Annotated in this window: 23 protein-coding genes; 7 read left to right on the forward strand and 16 right to left on the reverse strand. The window is 73.0% G+C overall.

Features of this window, described 5'->3' with window-relative positions; all coding sequences use genetic code 11:
* The first annotated feature begins 231 nt into the window (after window positions 1-231).
* Window positions 232-1,260, forward strand: coding sequence for a helix-turn-helix transcriptional regulator (locus tag GA0115240_RS07365; RefSeq protein WP_256069594.1), 1,029 nt, complete (start codon window positions 232-234; stop codon window positions 1,258-1,260).
* Between the two features lie 30 nt (window positions 1,261-1,290).
* Here the strand turns inward: GA0115240_RS07365 and GA0115240_RS07370 are convergent, their stop codons facing one another.
* A complete protein-coding gene (locus tag GA0115240_RS07370) occupies window positions 1,291-2,202 on the reverse strand; it encodes an alpha/beta hydrolase (protein ID WP_093735849.1) in 912 nt (303 codons plus the stop codon).
* A gap of 411 nt (window positions 2,203-2,613) precedes the next feature.
* On the opposite strand from GA0115240_RS07370, the gene GA0115240_RS07375 reads away from it, so the two are divergent.
* The gene (locus GA0115240_RS07375) at window positions 2,614-3,165 is read left to right on the forward strand and encodes a carboxymuconolactone decarboxylase family protein (protein ID WP_093735850.1); all 552 of its coding nucleotides are present in this window, start codon (window positions 2,614-2,616) and stop codon (window positions 3,163-3,165) included.
* A gap of 106 nt (window positions 3,166-3,271) precedes the next feature.
* On the opposite strand, the gene GA0115240_RS07380 is transcribed toward GA0115240_RS07375, so the two are convergent.
* From GA0115240_RS07380 to GA0115240_RS07390, 3 genes are all read right to left on the reverse strand, one after another.
* Entirely contained in the window at window positions 3,272-3,850 is a 579-nt protein-coding gene (locus GA0115240_RS07380) for a DUF4232 domain-containing protein (protein WP_093735851.1), read from the reverse strand.
* Window positions 3,851-3,923: 73 nt separating this feature from the next.
* On the reverse strand, window positions 3,924-5,297 hold the full coding sequence (locus GA0115240_RS07385; protein ID WP_093735852.1) for a S53 family peptidase: 1,374 nt from the start codon (window positions 5,295-5,297) through the stop codon (window positions 3,924-3,926).
* Window positions 5,298-6,031: 734 nt separating this feature from the next.
* The gene (locus GA0115240_RS07390; RefSeq protein ID WP_093735853.1) at window positions 6,032-6,961 is read right to left on the reverse strand and encodes a 2-dehydropantoate 2-reductase; all 930 of its coding nucleotides are present in this window, start codon (window positions 6,959-6,961) and stop codon (window positions 6,032-6,034) included.
* 215 nt (window positions 6,962-7,176) lie between these two features.
* Here GA0115240_RS07390 and GA0115240_RS36700 point away from each other — a divergent pair, with 215 nt between their 5' ends.
* Window positions 7,177-7,353, forward strand: coding sequence for a hypothetical protein (locus tag GA0115240_RS36700; RefSeq protein ID WP_161302069.1), 177 nt, complete (start codon window positions 7,177-7,179; stop codon window positions 7,351-7,353).
* A 75-nt stretch (window positions 7,354-7,428) separates the two neighbouring features.
* Here the strand turns inward: GA0115240_RS36700 and GA0115240_RS07395 are convergent, their stop codons facing one another.
* From GA0115240_RS07395 to GA0115240_RS07425, 8 genes are all read right to left on the reverse strand, one after another.
* Window positions 7,429-8,310, reverse strand: a complete 882-nt coding sequence (locus tag GA0115240_RS07395; RefSeq protein ID WP_141708756.1) for a hypothetical protein — start codon at window positions 8,308-8,310, stop codon at window positions 7,429-7,431.
* Between the two features lie 36 nt (window positions 8,311-8,346).
* The gene (locus GA0115240_RS35465; RefSeq protein WP_141708757.1) at window positions 8,347-8,676 is read right to left on the reverse strand and encodes a hypothetical protein; all 330 of its coding nucleotides are present in this window, start codon (window positions 8,674-8,676) and stop codon (window positions 8,347-8,349) included.
* Window positions 8,677-9,056: 380 nt separating this feature from the next.
* Window positions 9,057-10,250 (reverse strand): serine/threonine-protein kinase, encoded by a 1,194-nt coding sequence (locus GA0115240_RS35470; RefSeq protein ID WP_107407111.1) that lies wholly within the window; start codon window positions 10,248-10,250, stop codon window positions 9,057-9,059.
* A gap of 280 nt (window positions 10,251-10,530) precedes the next feature.
* A complete protein-coding gene (locus tag GA0115240_RS07405; RefSeq protein WP_256069595.1) occupies window positions 10,531-12,402 on the reverse strand; it encodes a glycoside hydrolase family 76 protein in 1,872 nt (623 codons plus the stop codon).
* Window positions 12,403-12,947: 545 nt separating this feature from the next.
* Entirely contained in the window at window positions 12,948-13,958 is a 1,011-nt protein-coding gene (locus GA0115240_RS07410; RefSeq protein ID WP_093735856.1) for a helix-turn-helix transcriptional regulator, read from the reverse strand.
* Between the two features lie 42 nt (window positions 13,959-14,000).
* Window positions 14,001-14,456 (reverse strand): tellurite resistance TerB family protein, encoded by a 456-nt coding sequence (locus GA0115240_RS07415; RefSeq protein ID WP_093735857.1) that lies wholly within the window; start codon window positions 14,454-14,456, stop codon window positions 14,001-14,003.
* A gap of 302 nt (window positions 14,457-14,758) precedes the next feature.
* On the reverse strand, window positions 14,759-15,250 hold the full coding sequence (locus GA0115240_RS07420) for a hypothetical protein (RefSeq protein ID WP_093735868.1): 492 nt from the start codon (window positions 15,248-15,250) through the stop codon (window positions 14,759-14,761).
* 180 nt (window positions 15,251-15,430) lie between these two features.
* The gene (locus GA0115240_RS07425; protein WP_093735858.1) at window positions 15,431-16,006 is read right to left on the reverse strand and encodes a TerD family protein; all 576 of its coding nucleotides are present in this window, start codon (window positions 16,004-16,006) and stop codon (window positions 15,431-15,433) included.
* A gap of 202 nt (window positions 16,007-16,208) precedes the next feature.
* Here GA0115240_RS07425 and arfB point away from each other — a divergent pair, with 202 nt between their 5' ends.
* Window positions 16,209-16,640, forward strand: a complete 432-nt coding sequence (gene arfB / locus GA0115240_RS07430) for an alternative ribosome rescue aminoacyl-tRNA hydrolase ArfB (RefSeq protein WP_093735859.1) — start codon at window positions 16,209-16,211, stop codon at window positions 16,638-16,640.
* A gap of 41 nt (window positions 16,641-16,681) precedes the next feature.
* On the opposite strand, the gene GA0115240_RS07435 is transcribed toward arfB, so the two are convergent.
* The gene (locus GA0115240_RS07435) at window positions 16,682-17,194 is read right to left on the reverse strand and encodes a flavin reductase family protein (protein ID WP_093735860.1); all 513 of its coding nucleotides are present in this window, start codon (window positions 17,192-17,194) and stop codon (window positions 16,682-16,684) included.
* Window positions 17,195-17,536: 342 nt separating this feature from the next.
* Here GA0115240_RS07435 and cdgB point away from each other — a divergent pair, with 342 nt between their 5' ends.
* Both cdgB and GA0115240_RS07445 read left to right on the forward strand, forming a co-directional pair.
* A complete protein-coding gene (gene cdgB / locus GA0115240_RS07440; protein WP_093735861.1) occupies window positions 17,537-19,201 on the forward strand; it encodes a diguanylate cyclase CdgB in 1,665 nt (554 codons plus the stop codon).
* Between the two features lie 90 nt (window positions 19,202-19,291).
* On the forward strand, window positions 19,292-20,443 hold the full coding sequence (locus GA0115240_RS07445) for a threonine aldolase family protein (RefSeq protein ID WP_093735862.1): 1,152 nt from the start codon (window positions 19,292-19,294) through the stop codon (window positions 20,441-20,443).
* Between the two features lie 6 nt (window positions 20,444-20,449).
* Here GA0115240_RS07445 and GA0115240_RS07450 read toward each other — a convergent pair whose 3' ends face one another.
* Window positions 20,450-21,421: a quinone oxidoreductase family protein gene (locus GA0115240_RS07450; protein ID WP_093735863.1), complete on the reverse strand. Its 972-nt coding sequence runs from the start codon at window positions 21,419-21,421 to the stop codon at window positions 20,450-20,452.
* 150 nt (window positions 21,422-21,571) lie between these two features.
* Here GA0115240_RS07450 and GA0115240_RS07455 point away from each other — a divergent pair, with 150 nt between their 5' ends.
* A complete protein-coding gene (locus tag GA0115240_RS07455) occupies window positions 21,572-21,934 on the forward strand; it encodes an ArsR/SmtB family transcription factor (protein ID WP_093735864.1) in 363 nt (120 codons plus the stop codon).
* A 48-nt stretch (window positions 21,935-21,982) separates the two neighbouring features.
* Here GA0115240_RS07455 and GA0115240_RS07460 read toward each other — a convergent pair whose 3' ends face one another.
* Window positions 21,983-22,672: a response regulator gene (locus GA0115240_RS07460; RefSeq protein ID WP_093735865.1), complete on the reverse strand. Its 690-nt coding sequence runs from the start codon at window positions 22,670-22,672 to the stop codon at window positions 21,983-21,985.
* A gap of 78 nt (window positions 22,673-22,750) precedes the next feature.
* The gene (locus GA0115240_RS07465; protein WP_093735866.1) at window positions 22,751-23,953 is read right to left on the reverse strand and encodes a sensor histidine kinase; all 1,203 of its coding nucleotides are present in this window, start codon (window positions 23,951-23,953) and stop codon (window positions 22,751-22,753) included.
* Between the last annotated feature and the right edge of the window lie 98 nt (window positions 23,954-24,051).

Consider the following 24,051-nt stretch of genomic DNA (forward strand, 5'->3'; position numbering starts at 1 on the left):
GCCGTCCAGGCCGAACGCGAAGGCCGGTACGCGGCAGCGCACCACGCCTACACCGAGGCGCGGGAGCCGCCGCCCGATCGCCCGGCGGGCCGGCGCCCCCATCACCGGACAGCTCGAACTGCGCGCCCTCCTGGCGCGGGCCCGGTTGGACGACGTCGAGGGAGTCCTCGCCGAACTGTCGGACGCACCACCGGGGGACCCGCGGTTCCCGAGTTCTGGCAGGCCCCACAGGTGGCCTGGGTACGGGCGTCGGTCTGCCTGGGCGCGGGACGTCTCGACGAAGCCGCCGGGCACGCGGCGCGATCGCTGCGACTGATGGACGATGTCGGCGACCGCGCCTTCGAGCGGCATGTGCGCCACGTCCTGGCGGAGGTCGCGCTGCTGCGTGGCGACCGCGAACAGGCACGGACCCAGCTGTCGGCGGTGGAGGCCCGCGGGGAGACACTGCCGGTGGCCCGTGCGCTGCTCACCGACGCCGAGGGCGGACCGCGAGGTGCCGCCGCGCTGGTACGGCTGCTGGGAGCGCCGGCGTCCGAGGCCACCGGGTGGGTGCCCTGGCCGGATCAGCTCCTGGTACAGGCGGCCTGTTCGGCGCGGCGCGCGGACGACACCGCGCTGCTGCGGGCGGCCGGCGAGCGGCTGGCCGAACTGGCCGCCGGGGCGCCCGCGGCGGCCGGCCTCCAGGCCGCCGCGCTGATCGCCGGCGGACGTACCGCCAGAGACCTGGGCACCGCGGTGGAGATGCTGCGCCCGACCCCGCGGAAACTGCTGCTGGCACACGCCCTGGAGGAGTTCGGCCGGCGGGAACTCGCCGACGGCGACCGGCAGACCGCGGTCGCCGCCCTGGACGAGGCACGGGATGTCTTCGCCGAGGTCGGGGCGTCCTCGGCCGCGAGCCGGGTCCAGCGGATCCTGCAGGCGGCGGGTGTCCGCAGGCGCCGCTGGCCGGCGGCCCAGGAACGCCCGGCAGGGGGCTGGGAAGCGCTCACCGAGATGGAGCGACGAGTGGCCCTGCTCGTCGCCGACGGCCACAGCAACCGCTCGGCGGCGGCGGAACTCGTCCTCGCGCCGAGCACGGTCAGCACGCATCTCCAGGCGGCCTTCAGCAAGTTGGACGTGCATTCCCGGGTGCAGCTCGCGAAGCTCGTCCTGCGGCGGGGCACCGAAGGCTTTGGCACCGAGCACCCCCGCGCCGAGCATCCTGGCGCCGAAGGACTTGGCGCCGAAGGGCCTGGCGCCGGGCCGCCGGCGCCGCGCTGAGGGGCGCGGGGCCGGCGGCGGGAGCGCTCATCAGCGGAGCTGGGTCGCGGCACGTTCGATGACGGAGGTGACGGTGCCGGGGTGGGAGACGGCCACGTCGTGCGAGGAACGGACGTGGTAGACGGTGGCGCCGGCCCGCGTGGCCTCGAACTGCTCGGCGGCGGGCGCGATGGCGTGGTCCTGATCGGCCACGATGGCGTACTTGGGGATGTCCGCCGGGGCGGCGCCGGTGATCGTCTCGGTGAAGGCGGAGGCGTCGATGGGGCGTTGCCCGGCAGCGGTCACGGCGGCCTGCGCGGCGGGGCGGTCCGCGGCGAACACGTCACGGAAGGACGAGGCCTTGATGTACAGGTCGCTGCCGTTGCCGTTGTCGACGGTGTAGGAGGTGTCGGGACCGAGCAGGCTGCCGGGGAACTGGGCGTTCAGCGCGCCGATCGTCTCGCCGGCCTGCGGGATGAACGCGGCCGCGTAGACCAGCGCCTTGACGTTCGAGTTGTGCGCCGCCACCTCACCGATGAGCGCGCCGCCGTAGGAGTGGCCGGCCAGGACCAGCGGGCCCGGGATCGTCTTGAGCAGGTTCTCCAGGTAGGTGGCGTCGGAGGCCACCCCGCGCAGCGGTACGGCCGGGACGACCACCGGATAGCCGGCCCGCTGGAGCCTGCTGGTCACGCCGCTCCAGCCCGAGGTGTCCTCGAAGGCGCCGTGGACGAGGACGACGGTCGGCTTGGCCTGCTGCCGGGCCACCGCCGGGGCGGAGCCGGGCGCCGAGTCGTGCGCGGACGCCGTGGTGACGAGCACTCCGGACAGCAGCGCCGCGGCGCCCGCGGCGGCCGCTGCCGACAGGGCCCACTTCTTCGTCGCTGACTTCGCTGACTTCGCTGACGTCGCTGCTTGCGCTGACTTCGCTGACTTCGCTGACTTGGCCGGCTTGATCGACTTCATGGCTGATCTCCTGTGCTGATGATGCCCACCGGTTGCGGCAGCCGCCGCGACGCTGGGCTTCGTTCGTTGACAGGCATCAGGAGAACGCGGCGGGGCTCCCGCGCGGATCGGCCGTTCACCGGAACACCGGAGGCACTCACCGGGCGAGGGCGGGCACGGGCGCACCGTTTTCTCATGCGAACGCAGGAGATGGTCCAGCGGGTCTGGAAGCGGGCCGCCGACGGCGTTCTACTGATCTGGCGACCCGCCGTGACCTGCGCATACGTGGACCGGCTGGTGCGCCACCCGTTGCTGGCTCGCTGCCGACACCCGGGGGATCGAACCCCCCGACCGGCGCCGACCCGGCCCCCAAGCCGGACCGCATCGAACGCGAACCCGAACCCGAACCCGAACCCGAACCTGGAGCCCACCATGTCCAACCTCCCTGTCATCGACCCCGACACCGCCACCGGCGAGGCCGCGACCCAGCTCGCCGCAGCCGGCAAGGCACTGGGCGGGACCCCCAACATGGTCCGGGCCATGGCCAACAGCCCGGCCCTGCTGCGGGGTTACCTCGCCCTGAGCGGAGCGCTGGCCACCGGTAGCCTCGCCGCCGGTGTCCGGGAACGGCTGGCGCTCACCGTCGCCGAGTCCAACGGCTGCTCGTACTGCCTGTCCGCGCACACCTACGTCGGCGGGCACCTGCTGAAACTGCCGGCCACGGAACTCGAGCTGGCCCGCCGGGCCACGTCGGACGATCCGCACACCGCCGCGCTGCTCGCCCTCGCCCGAGCGGTGGTACGCGACCGGGGGCGCGTCGGATCCGGGGCGCTGGACGCCGCGCGGCAGGCGGGAGCCAGCGACGAGGAGATCGCCGAGGTCGTGGGGCACGTCGCGCTGAACGTGCTCACCAACTACTTCAACGTGCTGTCGGACATCGAGGTGGACTGGCCGGTGCGGGTCCTGCCCGGCTCGCCCGCGTGAACGGACGGGGCCGGACCGGCGCCCGCACGCACTGCGGACGGCCGGTCCGGTCGACCGGGGACGGCCCGGGCGGGGTGGGCGCCCCGCAGGGGCTTCCTCAAGGCTGCTAGAAGGCCTCCTCGCCCTCGCCCAGACCGATTCCGGTCGTCCAGGAGGTGATCGAGATGCCTCCGTCGTAGATGTCGACGGGGCCGGGGACGCCGAAGTACGTGCTGCGGGAGGTGTGGTCGGGCATCGCCAGCGTCAGCGAGCTGACCTGCAGCTTGTCGTCGGGCAGGTCCGGGATGCTGTACTGCACGGTGGCGTGCAGCGGCGAGTCGGGCCGCAGCACCAGGGTGCCGCCGCGGCCGTTGACCGTCAGCGGGATCGGCTTCGTCTGGTCCGGCGGGCCGGCCACCGTCACCAGCGGGGTGTCCTTGAGGGTGCAGGTGATGCCGTCGTGGGCCAGCAGGGTCAGATCGAAGCTGCGATGGCCGGTGCCCTCGCTGAAGCCGCCGAAGTAGAACGCGATGTCGTCGACACCGCAGGGGCGGGCGGCGGCGGAGGACGCCTTACTGGTGGAGGCGTTGGCGGAGACGCTGCCGGGGGACGCCTTGCCGATGGTGGCACTGGCCACCGCCGTGCCGCTCAGCAGGAGCGCGGCTGCTGCCGCGCCGACCGCCGCGGCGCGAGTCGTACGACGCATGGGAATTCCTCTCCGTGACACGAAACAGGTCTGGTCGATACGGGGGCCGGCCCAGGTCGCCGGGCCGGCCGGGTCAGAACGCGCCGAGGCCGTGCGGGACGCCGAGGCCGGTCGGCCCGTCCCAGCCCGGTCCCGCGGTGCACAGCGAGGCACTGACGCCCGGGTAGGAAGCGCACTGGTGGTACGACTCGTTGTTGCCGCTCGTGATGTCCGTGAAGTCGGTGTTCGGCGCGCTGTAGAGGCTCTTCGGGCCGTCGACGCCGGACAGGTGCCCGGCGCGGGCGAACAGCCCGGCCACGTAGGGCGCGGACGCGCTGGTGCCGCCGACCACGATCCAGTTGTTGGGCTCGCCGCTGCTCGGCGCGTACGTGTCGCGGACCGCGACGCCGGTCGCGGGGTCGGCGACGGCGGAGATGTCGGCGGCCGCGCGGTGCCCGCCGCAGGCCGCGGTGACGGCGGCCGGCTGGCCGGTGGCGGCACGGAAAGCGGTCTCGCAGCCACTGCCGGCGGCGTACCAGGCGCTCGCCGCGCCGGTGGTGGGCAGGGTGATGCCGCCCACGCTGATCACCGACGGCAGGTCGGACGGCCAGGACTGGTGGATCCCGCCGTTGAAACCGGAGTCGCCGGTGGACGCGGTGATCGCGACGCCCTGGTGGTGCAGGGCGGTCAGGCTGGTGCCGTGCGTGTTCTGGACATCCGCGCTGTAGCCGTAACTCATGCTGATCGCCGACGCCTTGGCGGCCACCGCGGTGTTCACGGCGGTGGCGAAGTCGCTGGTGGAGACGTCGTTGTCGTCCTGGGCGTCCTGCCAGGGGACGGAGATCTCCAGCAGATGGCAGGACGGGCAGGCCGCGGACGCCATGTCGACGTCGAGCGCGGTCTCGACGGCCACCTCCTCCTCGAGGTACGCGCCCTGCGCGCCCTTCTGCGGGGCCGGCTGCCTGCCGCCGGTGTAGTTCTCCAGCGTCAGACAGCCGGAGGCGGTGGTGCAGGCGGGCAGCCCGAACGTCTTGCGGTACGTGGCCAGGTCCTTCGCCAGCGTCGGGTAGACGCCGGCGTCGATGATCGCGATGGTCCGGGTACTGCTGGACGCGGCCGGCAGCCCGAACGCCGCCTGCAGGTCGGCGGGGCCGTAACCGGCCGGCGCGGCCGACCGCAGCGGGGTGTCCTTGCCAGCGCTCTCGGTGACGATCCGCGCGTCGCAGCGCGGGCAGACCTCGCGAACGCCGTGGTGCGCCAGCAGCGTCCCGCTGGTCACCTCCTGGCGCACCCGGGCCACGCTCTCCCCGGAGTTGGCCGTCCCCGTCGCCAGCGCGGTGCCCGCGGGCGGCGCCGCGGGTGACGGCCCGTCGGCCACCGCCGAGGACGACCCGACACCGGCCGCCAGCAGCGAGCCCGCCGCCAGCACGGCCACCCCGACCACCCTGGCCAGCGGGCCGGTTGACACCGTCTTGATTCCTATCCGTCCGCGTATCCTCACGTGCCCTCAACTTTCTTGCCGCGCACGACTTTCCGCGCCGTGACGCGGAGAGTTCCGATGGCACTCGTGACGAAGCGGCCCGCGGGGCGGTTGTGTGGCCTTGATCACGTCCCCGCGGCACGTGACGCGTTGTCGGTGACGCGCGGACACACGATCCCGGGCGTCATCCGCCGATCCGGGGCGCGGAAGCCCGACCATTGGCCGGGTGCGGCCGGCCAGGCCACCGCCGAGCCCGCCGCCCTCCGAGCGGCGGCCGCGACAGTCGCGCAATCAGCCGGTGCGGGTGATGGCCTGTGCGGCCGCCGGTGGCTCGGGGGGGTGTCCGGGGTACTCCCGGCCGGAGTCTGGGGGCGGACCTGCGGGTGGTCCGGGCCCCGTAGAGGCGCGAGGAACTGCGCGGGCAACCGGCCACCGGGGGGAAGTCGGCGATGGTGGGGGCTTGTTGCGGACGAAGCCGCCGGCCGGAGTCTAGGAGCGGACCTGCGGACGGTCCGGGCCCCGCAGGGGCGCTGGGGGTACCTCCGGACGGAGTCTGGGGGCGGAACTGCGCGGGCAACCGGCCACCGAGGGGAAGTCGACAACGGTGGGGGCTTGTTGCGGTCCGGGCCGCGCAGGGGCACGGGTAACGGCCGCCGGCGGAAGGCCGGCGATGGAGGGGGGACCCCTTGTGCTCCGGGCCCACCCGGCGCTGCCCCCTCCGGTCAGCGCCGGGACTGCTCCCGGCGCTGCTCGTACACCCGCAGATTCATCGTCGCCAGGTCCAGGAAAGGCGTGCCGACGGCAAGAGCCGCCGCGCGCCTGCTGAAATCGCCCAGGACGTGTTCGACCTCGATCGGGCGGCCTTTCACCAGGTCACGGTAGAAGGACGGCGCATAGGACGAGCCGGGCTCGGTGAGGGTGGCCTGGTAGGACATGAATTCCGCTTTGCCGACGGGGAAATTAGCGGCTTCCGCGACGGCGGCCGCCTCGGCGAGAACGGATCGGCTCCAGGCGAATCCGCCGGGGACGGAGTTGACGTCGCCGATGGTGCCGCGCATGAGGCAGGTGACCGCGGTCGTGCTGGCGATGAAGACCCATTTGCTCCACATCGCGGCCAGGATGGCGTCGGTGACGGCGAATTCGAATCCCGCGCCGCCGAACAATTCCCGCACCCGCTCCGTACGGGGCGTGCTGGCGCCGTCCTGATCGCCGGCGGTCAGTTTCGCGTCGGAGGTGAGGACGTTGATCTCGCCCGCCCGCTCGGCGGACGTGGCCAGTACGGCCACGCCGCCCAGTACCTTGTCCTTGCCGAATCGGTCATTGAGCTGATCGAGGTGGCTGATCCCGTTCAGGATCGGCAGGATCGCGGTGTCCGGGCCGACCGCCGGTGCGATGTCGTCCATGGACTGGGCCAATGCGGTGGCTTTTACCGCCAGCAGAATCACGTCGTAGGGGCTGTCGAGATCGGCGGCCGTCGTCAATTGCGGATCGATCCGCTCGTCGCCGAGAATTCCGGTGAGGCGCAGCCCGTTCTTCCGCAGATCCGCGACCCGCTCGGGGTGGACGAGAAAGGTGACGTCCCGGCCGGCTCGTGCGAGTTTCACTCCGAAGAAACCGCCCGTGGCGCCGGCACCCACGATCAGCAGCCTCATAGGGAACCTCTCGGGGCCGTACCGCCCCGTCAGTGGCACACGCCAATGCCGGTAACGGTTTCGGGTGACGGTTTCGAGTGATGCTTTCGTCGAACTCCGAGGGGCCCGACGCCACAAATCTACGCTCGTCGGTCCTTGCCGCAACCGCTGATGACGCGCGGGCGCCACGCCGTCCGCTGCCCGGACGGCCGCCGCCCGGGTGGCACTATGGGCGGGTGGACACAGCGAAAGTCGAACTCGCAGCCCAGCGCTACGAGGAAGCCGAGGGTGCGCGGCGCGCCGCCGCCGACGATCTGCGGGCCGAGGTCGCGGCCGCCCTGGCGCAGGGCGCCGACCCGCGGGAGATCGAGGACGCCGCCGGCCTGTCTCCCGAGCAGCTGCACCTCCTGTAGCCCCGCCCACGGCGCCCCCGTCGGCCGACGCGCCAGCCCGCCCGGTCGGCCGCGCCGTGTCCGCCGGCCGTGAGGTCAGTCGCAGCGGTACGGGAAGGTGGCGGACGCCGACCGCTGCTGCGGCCCGAGCACCTCGAGGGTGGCGGTCGCGGTGAGCGAGCCGGGGCCGTCGAACGTCCAGAGCAGGGTCACGTCGGTGCTGCGGTGGCCCTTCGCCACGTGCTGCTTCAGCTCGTCGGACACCGTGCCGTCGCTGCGCCGCCACCGGTAGCGGACCGTTCCGGCGCCGCCGCTGGTGCGCAGGGTTCCGATGACCTCGGCCGTGCTGTGGCAGCCCTGGACCGCGGCGCTGTCGCGGACCGCCACGCCGTCCACCCGTACCGACGCCGGGAAGCGCTGCCAGGCCAGGAACGCCAGTACCGCGAGCAGCACCACGACCGGCAGCAGCCAGCCGCGCAGCGCCCGCCGTCCCCGGCCCTTGCCCCCGCCGGGCGACAGGACCGGCTCGCCCGGCCGTACGGTGCCGTGCCAGACGGCGGCGGTGTGCGCGGTCCCGGCGGAGGTGTCGGGGCCCGGCACGCCCGGTCCGAAGCGACGCAGACCGCCGGTGCTGGCCGTCGCGCCCACGGAGGGGGCGCCCGCGGCAGAGGCGCCCGCGGCGGAGGCGCCCGCGGCCGGTGCGGCGCCGTACGGGGCCTGGCTGGGCCACACGTCCGGGTCGAGCACGGTGCCGGCGTCCGGATCACCGCTGCCCGCGGCGCCGCCCAGTCGGACGGTGGTCTCCGGTGTCCCGGCGGCGCGGTCGGCCGAGGAGCCGGCGATGGGGCCGGTGGTCCCGAACCGGACGGTCGCTTCGTCGGGCGCTGGGGGCGGGGCGGGCTGATCCGGGCTCGGCGGGCGCGCGGGCTGCCGGGAGAAGCGCAGGCGGGGGTCGTCGTCGTTCGGTGTGGGCGGCATGGGCGGCATGGGTGTCTTCCCTGGCGGACGGTCGGGTCAGGTGATGATCGCGCCGCAGCGCGGAGTCACCTGGAAGGAGCCGTTCCCGGAGTCCGCGGGCGGCTTCGTGGAGACGGTCAGACCCCAGTCGGCCGTGGTGTCGTCACCGCCGTAGTAGTGCGAGTACTGGCCCGAGAAGGACGTCTGGCCCTTGGTGAGCGGCACCGACTCGGTCGCCACCGTCGTGGAGGTCTGCGGTGTCCTGCTGTTGCCGTGGTACCAGGACAGCAGCAGGGTGCCGGTCGCGGCGCCGTCGGTCTGCACGGTCACCGTCGCCACGGTGGTGTAGCTGAGGCTCTTGCTGCACCCGAAGCCGCTGATGGACACGGAGAGCACATCCAGGGTGGGCGGCGGTGGGGGCGGGTTCGTCGTCGGCGGCGGCGGGGTCGTCCCGGTCGGCGAGGTGGCCGTGCCGGTCGCCGTGGGACCACCGCCGCCCGTACCGCCGGCGCTTGCGCCGCCCGAGGTTCCACCGGCCGTGCCGCCCGCGGTCCCCCCGGGCCCGGCGGGGGCGCCGGGCCCCGTCGTGGTGGCGCCCGTCGTCGCCGGGCCGGTCGTCGAGGCGCTCACCGAAGCAGAAGCAGAAGCAGAAGCACCGGCGGACGCGGACGCGGACGCCGACCCGGACGCCGAGGCCGACACCGACGGCGAACCGCCGGTCGACGGCGCGGTGGTGACCGCGACGGGCGTCCCCGAGATCAGCGAGGTCAGCGCGGAGGGCGTCGCGGCGGCCGCGGCGGTGCGGGGCCGCGGCCGCCGGACGCCACTGCCGTGGCCACCAGCCCGGACGCGAGCAGGACGCCGACCACCGCCCCGACCAGCAGTTTGCCGCGCCGGCCCAAGCGGGTTCCGCGAAGGGCGCCGCGGGCCGACACCGCGCCCGCGAAGGCCCCGACCTCGGCTCCGCCGCCCGCTCCCGGGCCCAGCCGGGTGTGCGCCAAGGCGGTCGTTCCCGAGGCGGTGCCGGCGCCGAAGGGCAGCAGCAGCGGCAACAGGGCCACCAGGGCGGCGAGTTTGCGCTGCCCGCGTTCCTCCCAGTCCTCGCCGTACGCCGCGGTGGCGACCGCCTGCAGTTCGGCGACGAACTCGGCCGCGCTCTGCGGGCGTTCGGGCGGGGTCTTGGCCAGGCCGCGGCGGATCAACGGGCGTACCGGTTCTGGTACTTGCTCGTTGGGGATCGGTGCTTCGGCGTGCTGGACGGCGAGTTCGAACAGGGTCGAGCCGGGATACGGCTTGGTGCCGGTCAGGCACTCGAAGAAGGTGGCGGTGGCCGCGTAGACATCGGTGGCCGGGGTGGCGGGACCGCCCGCCCACTGCTCCGGGGCCATGTACGAGGGTGTGCCCGCGACCCCGGCGCTTTCGCCGCTGCGTACCGCGATGCCGAAGTCCACCAGTTTGGACACGCCGTCGGTGGCGACCAGGACGTTCGCGGGCTTGTAGTCGCGGTGGACGACGCCGGACGCGTGCGCGGCGGCCAGGCCCAGCAGCGAGCCCTTCAGGACGGCGAGGGCGGGTTCCGGGTCGGTGGCGCCTTCCTGGCGCAGCAGCGTGCTCAGCGCGATGCCGTCGACCAGCTCCATCACGATGGCCGCGTCCGGGCCGTCCTCGACGTACTCGTAGAAGCGGGCGATATAGGGGGAGTCGAGGCCGCCCAATAACTGGGCCTCGCCGCGGAACGCCTGCCGGAAGCCTTCGTCCCGGCCGAACTTCCCGGCCAGGTACTTGATGGCCACCGGCGTGCCCGTCGCCTCGTGCCGGGCCAGTACCACGAGCCCCGAGGCGCCCGCGCCCAGCTCCCGCTCATGGCGGTAGCCGGGGACCACCCAAGGCGCGGCGCCCTCCGCGCCGTTGTCGCCCGGCCCGCCGCTCGCGGGTCTTCCGGAGCCGTCGTTGTCGTCCATCGTGTGCCGTCCCCCTCGCGGACCCCCGACGGCCCTCGTCCCAACTCCGGTACGTCCGCGCGCACGTTCGCCGGTGCGTCCGTCCGGGGCGGGGAGCCGTCGCCGCGCATCCACGCGCGTCGTAGGCGTCGACGCACATTACTGCTCCGCGGGTTCCAGGAGGCGTACTTCCGCGACCCTCGGCAGGCCATCGGAACCGGTCCGTGCCCCCGGGACGGGGCGGCCGACGCTCTCGTCCCGCGCGCGGCCGGGCAGCCGCACCCGCGGGCCGGCCGCATCCTCAGCCGGCCGCCAGCAGGGCGCTGAGCGCGGACGCCTGGGTGCGCCAGTCCGCGGTGTCCGGGTGCTGGGCGGTGCCCTGGCCGGACCAGCGCTCGCCGAGCTGGTTGAGGGACGTGCGGTCGGCGGACCAGATGGCGGCGGCCTGGGCGCCGGCGAAGGCGCCGTAGGCATCGCCGGTGACCCGGTCCAGGTCCTGCAGATAGCGCATGAAGACGCCCTTGAACTGTTCCGCGTTGTCGTCGCAGCTCGCCGACAGGGCGTCGCAGGATTCGGTCAGCACGCCGTTGGTGACCAGGACGGGCGAGCCGGTGGCCGCGTCGGCCAGCCGGCGGGCGGTGGCGAGGGCGGTGCTGTCGCCGGTGGCCCGCCAGATCTCGACGCCGGCGCCGATCGCCAGGCCCTGGTTGTAACTCCACACCTGCTGGCCGTTGTTGGCGCACGCCGAGGTGAGTCCGTCGTTCACCAGGCCGGCGCTGTCGATCAGACCGCTGCCGGTGAACCAGCGCCACGCGGTGGTCGCCCGGCTGAGCCAGGCGGTGTCCGACGGGATGCGGTTGTGGAGTTCGGCGGTGAGCCGTACGAACAGGGCGTTGGTCACCGCGTTCTTGTACGTGCGCTCGCGGTCCCACCAGACTCCGCCGCCGCAGGTACTGGTGTCCCACAGGCCGTAGACGTAGTCGGCGATCGTCACCGCCTCGTTGAGGTAGCGGCTGTCGTGCGTCAGGTCGTAGGCGTCGATCCAGGTGAGCGCCCACCACTCGGAGTCGTCCGTCGACCGGCTGATGAAGTCGCCCTCGATCGGGTCCGAACTGCGGGCGCCGGCCGGGAAGGCGGCCTTGTCGATGTCGAAGGTACGGCCGACCGTCCACAGCCAGCGGGTGTCACCGGTCTGGCGCATGTAGTCGATCACGGTGGCCAGGGCGACCGCGGAGTTCCACCAACTGGACGGCCAGTACGCGGTGTTCGGGTCGTAGGAGTACATCAGCGCGTCGGCCGCGACGGCGTCGCGGGGGGCGGGTGGCCTCGCCCACGCCGTACAGCTGCCGTTCTGGCCCGCCACGGCCCGACCGCACGCGCGGACTGCGCCGCCGTACAGGCGGCCGAGCGCATCGTCGGTGTTGATCTTCACGGTGCGGGTGGCGGTGGCCCCGGCGGGCACGGCGGTGCGGCCCTCGGAAGAGCCGTCGGGCCAGCTGCTGCCGCCGTCCCAGGACCGGTCGAGCCAGATCTCGTCGCCCGCGGCGCCGCCGGAAAGGGTCGCCCAGGCCATGCCGGCGTCGTCGATGTGCAGGGCGAACGTCCGGCCGGCCAGGGTGGCCGACGGCACCGGCTGGACGTCGCCGGTGCCCGTAGCGGGGTCCGCGCCGTCGCAGCGGGCCGCGCAGACGTCCCGGTGGGCCCAGCTCGTACAGGCCACGCCCTGCGCGTCAGCGCAGGCGCGCAGCACGGCGCGGCGGTGGTTGGCCGGGTCGTAGAGGTTGTACATGAGGGTGCGGGTGCCGGTCCAGGTGGACGGGATGCTCGCCTTGCCCAGCAGTCCGTCCCAGGTGGAACCGCCGTCCCAGGAGCGGTCGATCCACACCGAGTCGTCGGGCCGCCCGTTGTCGACACTGGCCCACGCCATGCCGTCGGTGTCGGAAACATGCAGTTCCACGAGCCGGCCGTTGTCGTTCACGGTCGGCACCGGGAAGGTCTCCTGCGCGGCCAGCGACGGGTCACGGGTGTCGCAGTACAGCGCGCACACGGGGCCGGTGACGGCGGCGCGCGCGGAGCCGGCGTCTTCTCCGGGCCGGGCGGCGGCGGCCCCCGGCGCGCTCACGGCCAGCAGCCCGCCTGCCAGCAGCAAGGACAACAGCCATGACGTCCGCACGGGCCACCTACCCTCCGGGATGCGGGCTGGTTCGGACCATTGAGACACCGTTGTCATGTCCCGTCAACCCTGTCCGCACCCGGGATCCGACGGGGCGTCACCGACGCCAACGAGCGCGGCGCCCGATCGTCACCCACGCGTGGCCGGGGGGCCGCCCGGGCGGACCGCGTGTCCAGATCGGGACGTGTCGCTTTTTGGACAGCGGTCGCCCGGCCGTGGAAAACCCGCAGCTCGCGAGGCTGTTCGGCAGCCGGTGAAGCCCCGGCCGGAAGGAAACCCGCTAGTCGGCGGGGGACGTTGTCCGGTACTTATCTGGAGCGGCAGAAACGCAGGTGGCAGTCATCTGACGGGGGATGCCGCAGCACCGCGAGGTGCGCCCGGACGCGGCTCCCCCGAGTCGCCGCGCTCGGGTTCCGCCGATGGCAGCAACCGGCACGCTCGCCCGGTTTCCCGGGGGGGAGCCATTCGGCGGAGGGTGGGGACCGGCACGGCCCGTCGGTCCCCACCCACCCGGAGCGACGAGACGGCCGCCCCTGTCGCCCCGCTCACACCATCTTTCCGCGGGACCGGGCGAACTCGGGGTCCTGGGCGAGCTTGAGGCCGGCCTCGAAGCGGCTGCTCGCGCCGAGGCGCTCCATCAACTTGGTCACCGCGCGCTGGACGGTACGCCGGCTCACGCCCAGCCGGCGCGCGATCTGATCGTCGCTCAGCCCGCCGGCCAGCAGCCGGATCACCACCTGCTCCTGCGAGGTCAGTTCGGTCTCGGCGCCGGTGGGCGCGTCCCGTACGTAGGGCACCGCGCGCAGCCACAAGTCCTCGAACACCGCGGTCTGGCCCTCGATCAGGGCCGAACCGCGGACGACGATCGCGGTGGGGGCGCCGCCGGGCACCAGCGGACCGCCCCGGAAGACGGCCACCTGCCCGTCGTAGATGATCAGGTCGTAGGGCGCGTGGTCGATCAGCCGCACCTCAACGCCCACGGCCGACAGGTCCCGCAGGTGACGGTTGAACGCCGGCACCTGGACCGCGGACTGCGAGTAGATCGTCCGGTTGCGGACGCCCCGGCGGATCATCGCCTCGTCCTGGCGCGCCGACGCGTCCAGGACGGCGACCGGCGCCGCCACCGGACCGGGGTGGATCGAGTCGGAGGTGTGCCGGACCGTACTGTCCAGCTCGCGCAGCAGCCGGTCCTTCTTCCGCCGCTCGGTGAGGTACTCCACCTCGACCAGGGACGCCTCCCGGGCGACCGCCGGGCGGTAGACGGTGAGCAGCGAGTCGGTCAGCTCCTGCAGGTCGGTCGAGGTGCGCAGCTGCTCGGCGACGCTGGCGCGGTAGGCGCTCATCGTCCGGGTCAGCGCGGTGTCCGGGTCCACCGGTTCGAGGACGTCGTCCTCGAACCGGATCAGGCCGAGCCGCTGCAGCCGCCGCCGGCCGCGCTCGGCCTGATCCCGGTCCAGACCGGCGGCCTTGCCCAGCTCCGCCTCCGAGGCGGCCGTGCCGCGGGCGCGCAGCACCTGGTAGAGCGCCAGTGCAGGTATTTCGTCGTCGTCCTGCATCGGACGGCCCCTCCGGACACACCGCTCAAGGAATCAAAGGGCTCACAGGTCGAACTCCGCGGGGTTCAGGCCCACCGCGAAGCACGCCTCGCGCACCACTGCCTGCTCGGACTTGTCGAAATTGCCGTCCGCGCCGCCGATGACGATACCGATCTGGATCACGGCCCGCGCCTCGGTGGGCTTCTTCTTCGCCTTGGCGATCTCCTGCAGGATCGCCACCTTGCCGAAGTCGAAGTCGGCGGTGAGCTTGTTCAGGTAGTCGTCGAAGCGGCGCTGGAGGTCCAGGGCCGGGAAATTCTGCAGGACGTCGTTGCTGCCGATCAAGGTGGCGACGCGCTGCCGCTCGGCGGGGTCCACCGTGCCGTCGGCGGCGGCCACCAGGGCGCACATGGCCATGCTGGCGTCGCGGAAGGCGCCGCTCTTGAGATCGTTCTTCTTGGCGGTGAGCTGGGTCTGCATGCCTTGGGCGGATTCCTTGAAGCGGTCCCACAGGGCCATGGCGGGTCTCTCCTCGACGGGGTTCGATTGCGCTTTGAGAACTCTCCGGGAGCGTAAAGGAGTTCCCAAGCGGGTGTCTCATCAGCGCTCCGCCCGGCGTGTGGCGGGGTCGCGGGCGGGTCGTGGACGGTGTCGCGGGCGGTGTCGCGGGCGGTGTGCGGCCCGCGGGTGGGCCGCCGCTGCCGGGTCCGCGCCGGGTCCGCGCTCGGTCCGCCACGGGGTCCGCCGTCGGTGTTCGCCGCCGGTGTTCGCTCTGGGCGAACACGGTCGGCGGCGGGACCCGGCCGGCCCCGGGAGCGGCCTCACAGCCGCGGGAAGCGGGCCAGCAGGTCCCAGATCACCGCATTGCCGTCCAGGCCCTCGTGCAGGTCGGTGAGGTCGGCGGTGAGATCGTGCAGGAAATCGCGGGCCTCGCGGCGCAGCTCGCCGTGGTGCAGGGTGAGCCGCGCCTCGTCCGGCGGCAGCCAGTCGGCGATCACGTCGACATGCCCGAAGCGCCGTACGAAGCGGAGCCGGTCGGTGGACTCGGTGAAGTCGAACTCGGCGTGCTGGGGGCGGGACGCCCTGCTGCCGCGCGGATCGCTGTCCAGCCGCTCCACGATGTCGCACAGCGCCCAGGCGAAGTCCAGCACCGGCACCCATCCCCAGGCTGTGGACAGTTCCCGCTCGCCCTCGGCCAGATAGACGTCCCCGGAGAACAGGTCGTGCCGCAGCGCCCGCACGTCGGCCCGCCGGTAGTCGGTCTGCGGCGGGTCGGGAAAGCGGCGGGACAGGGCGTATCCGAGGTCGATCACCCGGGTGATGCTGCCAGACGGCGTGGCGGGGCCGCGCCGGGAGGCGGCAGCGGGCATGCACGCGGGCCGGGCGGGGGAAGCGGGGGCGGGGGAAGAGGGGAGCGGCGGGGGAAGCGGACGGCCCCCGCTCCGAGGACCTCGGGAGCGGGGGCCGTCAGCGGGCCGGTGGCCCCGGAAGGCTCAGAGGGTGACGCCGAAGTCGGTGGCGATACCTACCAGGCCGGACGCGTAGCCCTGGCCGACCGCGCGGAACTTCCACTCCGCGCCGTTGCGGTACAGCTCGCCGAAGACCATGGCGGTCTCGACGGCGGCGTCCTCGCTCAGGTCGTAGCGGGCGATCTCGGCGCCGCCGGCCTGGTTGATGATGCGGATGTAGGCGTTGCGGACCTGGCCGAAGTTCTGGCTGCGGGCCTCGGCGTCGTAGATGGAGACCGGGAAGACGATCTTGTCGACGTCGGCCGGCAGGGCCGCGAGGTTGACGTTGATCTGCTCGTCGTCGCCCTCGCCCTCGCCGGTGCGGTTGTCACCGGTGTGCACGATGGTCTGGTCGGGGCTCTGCTTGTTGTTGAAGAAGACGAAGTGGCCGTCCGAGTAGACCTTCCCGGTGGCGTTGACGGCGATGGCGCTCGCGTCGAGGTCGAAGTCCGTGCCGGTGGTCGTCCGGACGTCCCAGCCGAGGCCGACCGTCACGGCCGTCAGGCCGGGCGCCTCTTTGGTGAGTGAGACGTTGCCGCCCTTGGACAGGCTTACCGCCATGGGAAGTCCCCTTTTGTGGTCGTAGGTGTTGCCGACGAAAGTACCGTCATTCGTCAGAACGCGGACCGGGGACGCGGTGGTTCCCTCGCGGCGGGGCGAGCTTGCTCCGCGGTGCCGTCCGGGCGTCTCCGAGTGCCCCCCGAGTGCCTTTCACCGCCGAAATTCCCGTGACGTGGCGGCCGGGAAGCGGGATCATGGAGGTATGTCCGGACCTTTGATCATCCGTGGTTCGGTCTCCGTGCCGGAGGCCGAGCTGGTCTGGCGTTTCTCCAGGTCGTCCGGCCCCGGTGGACAGCATGTGAACACCAGTGACAGCCAGGTGGAGTTGCGCTTCGACCTGGCGGCCACCGAGTCGCTGCCGCCGGTGTGGAAGGAGCGCGCCCTGGAGCGGCTGGCCGGCCGGCTGACCGCTGACGGCGTGCTGACCGTGAAGGCCTCCGAGCACCGCTCCCAGTGGCGCAACCGGGAGGCCGCCGTGACGCGCTTGACGGCGATCCTCGCCCAGGCCACCGCCCCGCCGCCGAAGGCCCGCCGCCCGACGAAGATCCCGCGCGGCATCAATGAGCGCCGGCTGCGGGTGAAGAAGCAGCGCAGCCAGACCAAGCGAGGTCGTAGCGGAGGCGGCTGGGACTGAAGCCGAATCGTTTCTTCGGCTCGTGCCCGGCCGGTCCGCCGTCAGCTCAGATAGCGGTATCGGCCCCGGAAGTACGTCAGCGGCCCGCCCTCGGCGCTCGGTGTGCGCGCCGTCAGGACCCGGCCGACGACCAGGGTGTGATCACCGGCCGTCACCAGCTGCTCGGTCTCGCACTCGAGTATCGCCAGCGCCCCGCCCAGGATCGGCGCGTTCGTCTGCTCGCCCCGGTAGTAGGCCACGTCCTCGAACAGCAGCCGGTCGCTGATCCGGCCGCGCATCGCGAACCGGCCGGCGATGTGCCGCTGGCTCTCGCTGAGCACCGACACCGCCCAGCGCGGCTGGCGTTCGAGCAGTTCGTCCATCCGTGAGCCGACGCGTACGCTCACCAGCACCAGCGGTGGTTCGAGGGACACCGACATGAAGGCGGTGGCGGTCATGCCGACATCCTCGCCGCGCGGCCCGTCGTCGGGGTCGTACGCGGTGATGAGGACCACACCCGCGGCGAGGCGGGTCATGGCGGCGCGGAAGTCGTCGGTGGAGACGGTCTGACCCATGGTGGTCCCAGGATGCCGTTCCGGTGGAGTTCGAAGCACGCTCTTCACGGTACGGGTCGGCGGGGGAGGCGGGCATCGGGCTTCGGTCGCAGCCGGCGGACGAGCGGGTCCTAGGACCGCCCGTTCCGGGAGCGGGGTTCTACGGTCCGTGCTCAAGTGACTACATGATGGTGTGACTTGAGTCACAAGCAGCAGGAATCGTTGACCCTGTGTACCGAACGGACAGCTCGCTGTGATTCAGTTGCGGTGTAATTGGAAGACTGTGAATTACACCGTGCACAGCCGGGACGAGGATCGGAACCGCACCACCTAGGAGTCGCTGTCGAAGGCGTGGGGAGGGGCATGGACACCGAGTCGGAGCCGTACGTCCGTCTCGCGACCCTGCGTCAGCTGCATCAGGTCGTGGCGGATCTCAACACCGCGCGCAGTCTCGCCGACACCCTGCAGGCCGTCGCCGACGGCATCGTCCGCGGCTTGGGCTACGAGCTGGCCGCGGTCAACCTGGTCCGTCCCGACGGCGACCTCGTGGTGGCCGCGTTCGCCGGCAGCGCGGCCGGCGAGGCGCTGCTGCTCGGCCGCGCGGGCTCCCGGGCGTCCTGGGAGCGCCGGCTGACCATGGGCGAGCGCTGGGGGTCGCTGCGGTTCATCCCGCACACCGAGGGCTGGGTGCTGATCGACGACGACGTGCCGCAGTGGCACACCGAGGGCCCGCTGCCGCGCTTCCCCGACGAATGGCACCCCGGCGACCGCCTCTACGCCCCCATGCACTCCTCGCAGACCGTCGGCAGCGAGCTGATCGGCGTGATCTCCGTCGACCGGCCGGTCAGCGGCCGGCACCCGGGGCCGTGGGGCTGCGAGGCGCTCCAGATGTACGCCTTCCAGGCCGGCATCGCGATCAGCAACGCCCGGCTGCGCGCCAACATGCAGCGCGCGCTGGTGCGGCTGGAACGCGATCAGCAGGCGCTGCGGGCCAGCGAGGAGAGCTTCCGGCAGGCCTTCGAGTACGCGCCCAGCGGCATGGCGATCGCCGAGATGGGCGGCGACCAGCACGGCAAGCTGCTGCGCGCCAATGACGCGCTGTGCCGGCTGCTGGGGCGCTCGGCGTCCACCATGCGGCGCTACTCCTTCTCGGACCTGGTGTACCCCGAGGACGTCGGCCTGCTGCTGCGCACCTCCGCCGAGGGCGGCCGGGCCGAACTGCGGCTGGCCCGGCGGGACGGCACCTATGTGTGGGTCAGCCTGCGCAACTCGGTGGTGGCCGACACCGCCGACGGGCCGCGCTTCCTGCTCACCCACGTCGAGGACATCGAGGAGCGCAAGAGCCGGGAGCTGCAACTGGCCCACCGCGCCAGCCACGACTCGCTCACCGGCCTGCCCAACAGCGCCGAGCTGCGGTCGCGGCTGTCGTCCCGGCTGTGCGCCCGCCCGCAGGACCGCGACGCCAACGACACCGCCGCCCTGGCCGAACCGACCGAGGACGTCGACGAGTTCGCCTTCAGCTACGGCTACGGGCCCGACGAACTGGCCTCCCCGCTGGGCACCTTGGACTCCCACGTCCACGCGGTGGCGCCGGACGAGACAGCCGAGGACGGCGCGAGCAAGGGGCTCGCGGTCCTGTTCTGCGACCTCGACGGCTTCAAGTCCATCAACGACCGCTTCGGCCACCACACCGGCGACGCCGTCCTCATCGAAGTCGCCCGCCGCCTCACCGCCGCCGTCCGCGACGGCGACACGGTGGCCCGCCTCGGCGGCGACGAATTCGTAGTCCTCGCCGACCACTTGGCCCCCACCGACGCGGCCGACCTCGCCGTCCGGCTGCGCAACGCGATCATCCCGCCCATCCGCGTCGACGGCCGCGCGGTCCGGGTCGGCGCCAGCTTCGGCATCGGCTGGGCCGGCTGCGGCATGACCGCCGAGGAAGTCCTGCACAGCGCCGACCAGCGGATGTACATCGAAAAGCGCAGCCGCTCCGCCGCCACCCGCGCCAACCACCGCCGCGCGGGCTGACCCCCGGGCCGGGCACCGGCTGCCGGCCGCCTGATCGCGCGGGTGGACCCCGGCGGGGGTGGTGTCACAGGTCAGGGGGAGGATCGGGGGATGGAAAAGGATCAGGAGACGGCGCGGCGGGTCGCCGCGGTGCGCGGATGTGCGCGGGTGCTCGGCGGGCGGGGGCGGCCCGGGGTGCGGGAGGCGATGGCGCGGCTGGCGGCGGTGGCGGCGGAGTTCGCCGGGGCCGACGACCTGCCGGATGTCTACGGGGACGGGCTGGTCGCCGAGGTCGAGCGGCAGGTGGCCGCGCAGCTCGGCACGCAGGACGCCGCGTTCTTCCCGACCGGCACGATGGCGCAGCAGGTCGCGCTGCGGTCCTGGGCGGGGCGGACCGGGAGCGACGTGGTCGCTCTGCACCCGCTTGCCCACCCGGAGGTGCACGAGCGGGGCGCGCTGGGGGTCGTCAGCGGGCTGCGGACGGTGTATCCGACCCGGGAGCCGCGGATGGCGAACGCCGAGGAGATACGGGCCTTCGAGGAGCCCTTCGGCACGCTCATGGTGGAACTGCCGCTGCGGGACGCCGGGTTCGTGCTGCCGACCTGGGACGAGCTGGTGGCGACCGTGGCCGCGGCCCGCGAGCGGGACGCGGTGGTGCACTTCGACGGCGCGCGGCTGTGGGAGTGCCCGTCGCACTTCGGCAAGCCGCTGGCGGAGATCGCCGGCCTCGCGGACAGCGTCTATGTGAGCTTCTACAAGTCGCTGGAGGGCGTCTCCGGCGCCGCGCTCGGCGCCTCCGCCGAGGTGATCGCCGAGGCCAAGGCCTGGCGGCACCGCTACGGCGGCCTGCTCTTCCAGCAGTACCCGACCGCGCTGTCCGCCCTGGCCGGGCTGCGGGACGAGCTGCCCCGGCTGCCCTCCTACGTGGCGCACGCCGAGCCGGTGGCCCGGGCGCTGCGCGAGGGCTTCGCCGAGGCCGGGCTGGACTGGCCCCGCGTCCACCCGGAGCGTCCGCACACCCACCAGTTCCAGCTGTGGCTGCCCTACCCGGCCGAGGCCCTGAACGAGGCGTCGGTGCGGCAGGCCGAGCAGGACCGGGTCAGCCTCTTCGGCCGCGGGCAGTTCCGGGCACCGGGGCTGCCCGGCCTGTCGATGATCGAGGTGACGGTCGCGGCCGACGCGCTGGAGTGGACCGAGCAGGACGTCCGGGACGCGGCGGGCTCCTTCGCCCGCCACCTCGCCCACCACCTCGCCACCGCCTGACGCGGCTCAGATCCGCAGCAGCAGCTTGCCGGTGCTCGTCCGGGACTCGACCAGCCGGTGGGCCGAGGCCGCGTCGGCCAGCTCGAACTCGGCGCTCACCGGCAGCTCCACGCCGCCCTCGGTGACGGCGCCGAACGCCTTCTCGGCCAGTTCGCGCAGCCGCTGGGGGTCGGCGGCGGCCATGGTGAGCAGGGAGAAACCGGCCACCGAGGCGCCGAGCGGATACGTGTCGTCGGGACCGATCTGCCAGGGGGCGTCCGAGCCGGTGTTGCCGAAGGAGACCAGCCGGCCGAACCGGCCGAGCACGGCCAGGGTGCGCTGGAAGGTCTCGCCGCCCACCGGGTCCAGTGCGATGTCCACACCGCGGCCCCCGGTGACCCGGCGGACGTCCCGGTCGAAGGTGTCCGCCAGGAAGACCTGGTCGTAGCCGGACTTGAGGGCGTGCTCGGCCTTGTCGAAGGAGGACACCACGCCGTAGACGGCGGACGCGCCCCCCATCCGGGCGAGTTGGCCGGCGACGGTGCCGACCCCGCCGGCCGCGCCCTGGACGAGGACGGTGTCGCCCTCGCGCAGCCGGGCCACCTCGTGCAGCAGCGCGTAGGCGGTGGGCAGCACGCTGGGCAGGGTGGCGCCGGTCCGCAGCGACAGGCCGTCCGGGATCGCGAAGACGGCGGCGGCCGGGGCGAGCACCGTTTCGGCGTAACCGCCGCCGCTGAGGAAGGCGGCGACCTCCTGGCCGGGGGTGAAGCCGGTGACGTCCGCGCCGACCGCCCGTATCCGCCCGGAGACTTCGAGGCCGGGGCGGAAGGGCAGGGCGTCCACCCGGTAGCCGTCCGCGCGGGCCTTGATGTCGGCGAAGTTCACCCCGGCGTAGGCGACGGCGATGGTGATCTCGCCGGGGCCCGGTTCGGGCGCGGTCACGTCGACAGCCTTGAGTACCTCGGGACCGCCGAACTCTTCGAAGACGATGGCGCGCATGTGGTGCTCCCCCTGGGCTGTTCTGTTCAATGAAAAACTAGTTCAATGGAAACCGAACACTCAGGACTGTATGGTTTTCATCGAACACTCCGCAACAGGTAATGCCCCGCTCGTATCCGCAGCCGCCCGCGCTTTCCCCCGGAGGACGTCGTGGCCCCGCCCCGCGCGCATCGGTACCCCCCTGAACACACCCACCCCGACGACGTACCCCTGATCACCGCGCTGGCCGCGCTCGCCGACCCGGTGCGGATCAAACTGGTCCGCGACCTGGCCGCATCGGCGGAATGGGAGCGCTCCTGCGGCTCCTTCGACGTCCCGGTCGGCAAGGCGGCACTCAGCCACCACTTCGCCGCCCTGCGCGCGGCCGGCCTGGTCGAGCAGCGGGACATCGGGCCGAAGCGCTTCAACCGGCTGCGGTGGACGGAGTTCGACTCGCGCTTCCCGGGACTGCTGGAGCTGGTGCTGCGCGATCACCGGGCGGCGGTTGCGGTGGGGACGGCCTCCTCGTGCTGAGGACCCGTCCGGTCCCGGCACCAGCGCCGGCCGGCGCGCCGGTACGCCTCAGCGCGAGCCGCCGCCGGCCCTGATCAGCCCCGACTCGTAGGCGAGCACCACCGCCTGCACCCGGTCGCGCAGCTGCAGCTTGGTGAGGATGCGGCCCACATGCGTCTTCACGGTCGCCTCGGACAGCACCAGCTTCCGGGCGATCTCCCCGTTCGACAGGCCCTGGGCGACCAGCAGCAGCACCTCGCGCTCGCGGTCGGTGAGCCGGTCGATCTCGATGTGCCGGTCGTCGGTGCCCGAGCTCGGCAGCATCGGCGTGAAGCGGTCCAGCAGCCGGCGGGTGGTGGACGGCGCGACCACCGCGTCCCCGCTGTGCACGGCCCGGATCGCCGCCAGCAGTTCGTCCGGCGGGACGTCTTTGAGCATGAAGCCGCTCGCGCCCGCCTTGAGCGCGGCGAAGGCGTACTCGTCCAGGTCGAAGGTGGTCAGGATCAGCACCCGCGGATCGCCCTCATCGGGCGTCCGCTCGCCGCCGCAGATCCGGCGGGTGGCCTCCACGCCGTCCATCCGGGGCATCCGGACATCCATCAGCACCACGTCCACCCGGGTGGAGCGCAGCACCTCGATCGCCGCCGCGCCGTCACCGGCCTCGGCCACCACCTCCATGTCCGGCTGGGCGTTCAGCACCATCCGGAAGCCGGTGCGCAGCAGTGCCTGGTCGTCGACGAGCATGACGCGGATGGCCATCTTCTCGGGGGCCCTTCTGATCGGGTGGTTCGGCGGAGTCGGGGGCAGGACGGACCGGGCGCACCGGCCGGGCGCCGGTCACCGGCCGGGCTTCAACGGGAGTACGGCGCTGATCCGGAAGCCGCCGCCCGGCCGGGGCCCGGCGTCCAGGGTGCCGCCCACCATGCCGATCCGTTCCCGCATGCCGATCAGCCCCTGGCCGAGGCCGTCCCGGCCGCCCTGCTGGTACAGCTCGTGCCGGGCGCCGCGGCCGTCGTCCTCGATCAGCAGGTCGAGCGCGGCGTCCCGAAAGCCCAGCTGCACACTCGCGCTGGCCCCGTCGCCGCCGTGCTTGCGGACGTTCGTCAGCGCCTCCTGCACGATGCGGTAGGCGGTCAGCTCGACACCGCTGGACAGCGGGCGGGCGTCGCCGGCCACCTCGAACCGTACCGGCAGGCCCGCGCCGCGCACCTGGTCGATGAGGTCGCCCAGCTGGTCCACCCCCGGCTGCGGTACGTACTCGCCGCCCGCGTCGTCACCGGCCCGCAGCAGGCCGAGCAGGCGGCGCATCTCGGCCAGCGCCTGGCGGCCGGTGGTGGAAATGGTGGCCAGCGCCTGCTTGGCCTGGTCGGGCGCGGCGTCCAGCACATAGGCGGCGCCGTCGGCCTGGACCACCATCACCGAGACGTTGTGCGCGACCACGTCGTGCAGCTCCCGGGCGATCCGGGCCCGCTCGGCGGCCACCGCCGCCTTGGACTGGGCCTCGCGCTCCCGGTTCAGCCGGGCGTTGCGCTCCTCCAACTCGGCGTAATACGCCCGGCGGGTGCGCAGACGGTCGCCGACCACCCAGGACAGGGCGAAGATGACGGCGAGGAAGAAGGTCTGGATCAGCGTCGTCCAGATCGTGGAGTCCCGGTTGTGCGGCGGCCAGCGGAGCATCGACACCGGGGCGGCCGCCAGGCCCGCGACCAGCGCGAGGCGGGAGGACCAGCGGGCGCCGTTCGACGCGCAGGTGTAGATGATCACCACGAAGGCGGCGTCACCCGGATTGGTGTGCACGTTCAGCGCGAGCTGGGCGAGACCGGTGCCGATGGCGAGCAGCAGCATCCGCTCCGGGGCGCGGCGGCGCAGCGCCACGACGGTGGCGAGCGCGAAGGAGAACAGCACGGCGGCGGCGCTGGTCTCCGGGCTGGGACCCCGGTCCACCACGACCCAGACGGCGCAGACGCCGAGCAGGACGACAGCCCAGAAGCTGTCGACCCACGTCGGGTGGCGCCGGAAGAAGTCGTAGATGCGCTGCACATGCTCCAGCGTAGGGAGCGGAAGGGGTGGCGGGGTCAGCCGTCAGAGCGATCTCCGCTACTCCCCAGGGTGGAGCCGACCGGGCTCTGCCCGGGGGT

It is taken from the genome of Streptomyces sp. DvalAA-14 (assembly GCF_900091855.1).
GTDB lineage: Bacteria > Actinomycetota > Actinomycetes > Streptomycetales > Streptomycetaceae > Actinacidiphila.

Coding starts and splice junctions, on each gene's coding strand:
- GA0115240_RS07375 (WP_093735850.1), top strand. CDS start 2,614: ATGTCCAACCTCCCTGTCATCGACCCCGACACCGCCACCGGCGAGGCC.
- GA0115240_RS07410 (WP_093735856.1), bottom strand. CDS start 13,958: ATGCAGGACGACGACGAAATACCTGCACTGGCGCTCTACCAGGTGCTG.
- cdgB (WP_093735861.1), top strand. CDS start 17,537: ATGGACACCGAGTCGGAGCCGTACGTCCGTCTCGCGACCCTGCGTCAG.
- GA0115240_RS35470 (WP_107407111.1), bottom strand. CDS start 10,250: ATGGACGACAACGACGGCTCCGGAAGACCCGCGAGCGGCGGGCCGGGC.
- GA0115240_RS07370 (WP_093735849.1), bottom strand. CDS start 2,202: ATGAAGTCGATCAAGCCGGCCAAGTCAGCGAAGTCAGCGAAGTCAGCG.
- arfB (WP_093735859.1), top strand. CDS start 16,209: ATGTCCGGACCTTTGATCATCCGTGGTTCGGTCTCCGTGCCGGAGGCC.
- GA0115240_RS07380 (WP_093735851.1), bottom strand. CDS start 3,850: ATGCGTCGTACGACTCGCGCCGCGGCGGTCGGCGCGGCAGCAGCCGCG.
- GA0115240_RS07415 (WP_093735857.1), bottom strand. CDS start 14,456: ATGGCCCTGTGGGACCGCTTCAAGGAATCCGCCCAAGGCATGCAGACC.
- GA0115240_RS07450 (WP_093735863.1), bottom strand. CDS start 21,421: ATGCGCGCCATCGTCTTCGAAGAGTTCGGCGGTCCCGAGGTACTCAAG.
- GA0115240_RS07460 (WP_093735865.1), bottom strand. CDS start 22,672: ATGGCCATCCGCGTCATGCTCGTCGACGACCAGGCACTGCTGCGCACC.
- GA0115240_RS07445 (WP_093735862.1), top strand. CDS start 19,292: ATGGAAAAGGATCAGGAGACGGCGCGGCGGGTCGCCGCGGTGCGCGGA.
- GA0115240_RS07435 (WP_093735860.1), bottom strand. CDS start 17,194: ATGGGTCAGACCGTCTCCACCGACGACTTCCGCGCCGCCATGACCCGC.
- GA0115240_RS07390 (WP_093735853.1), bottom strand. CDS start 6,961: ATGAGGCTGCTGATCGTGGGTGCCGGCGCCACGGGCGGTTTCTTCGGA.
- GA0115240_RS07425 (WP_093735858.1), bottom strand. CDS start 16,006: ATGGCGGTAAGCCTGTCCAAGGGCGGCAACGTCTCACTCACCAAAGAG.
- GA0115240_RS07395 (WP_141708756.1), bottom strand. CDS start 8,310: ATGCCGCCCACACCGAACGACGACGACCCCCGCCTGCGCTTCTCCCGG.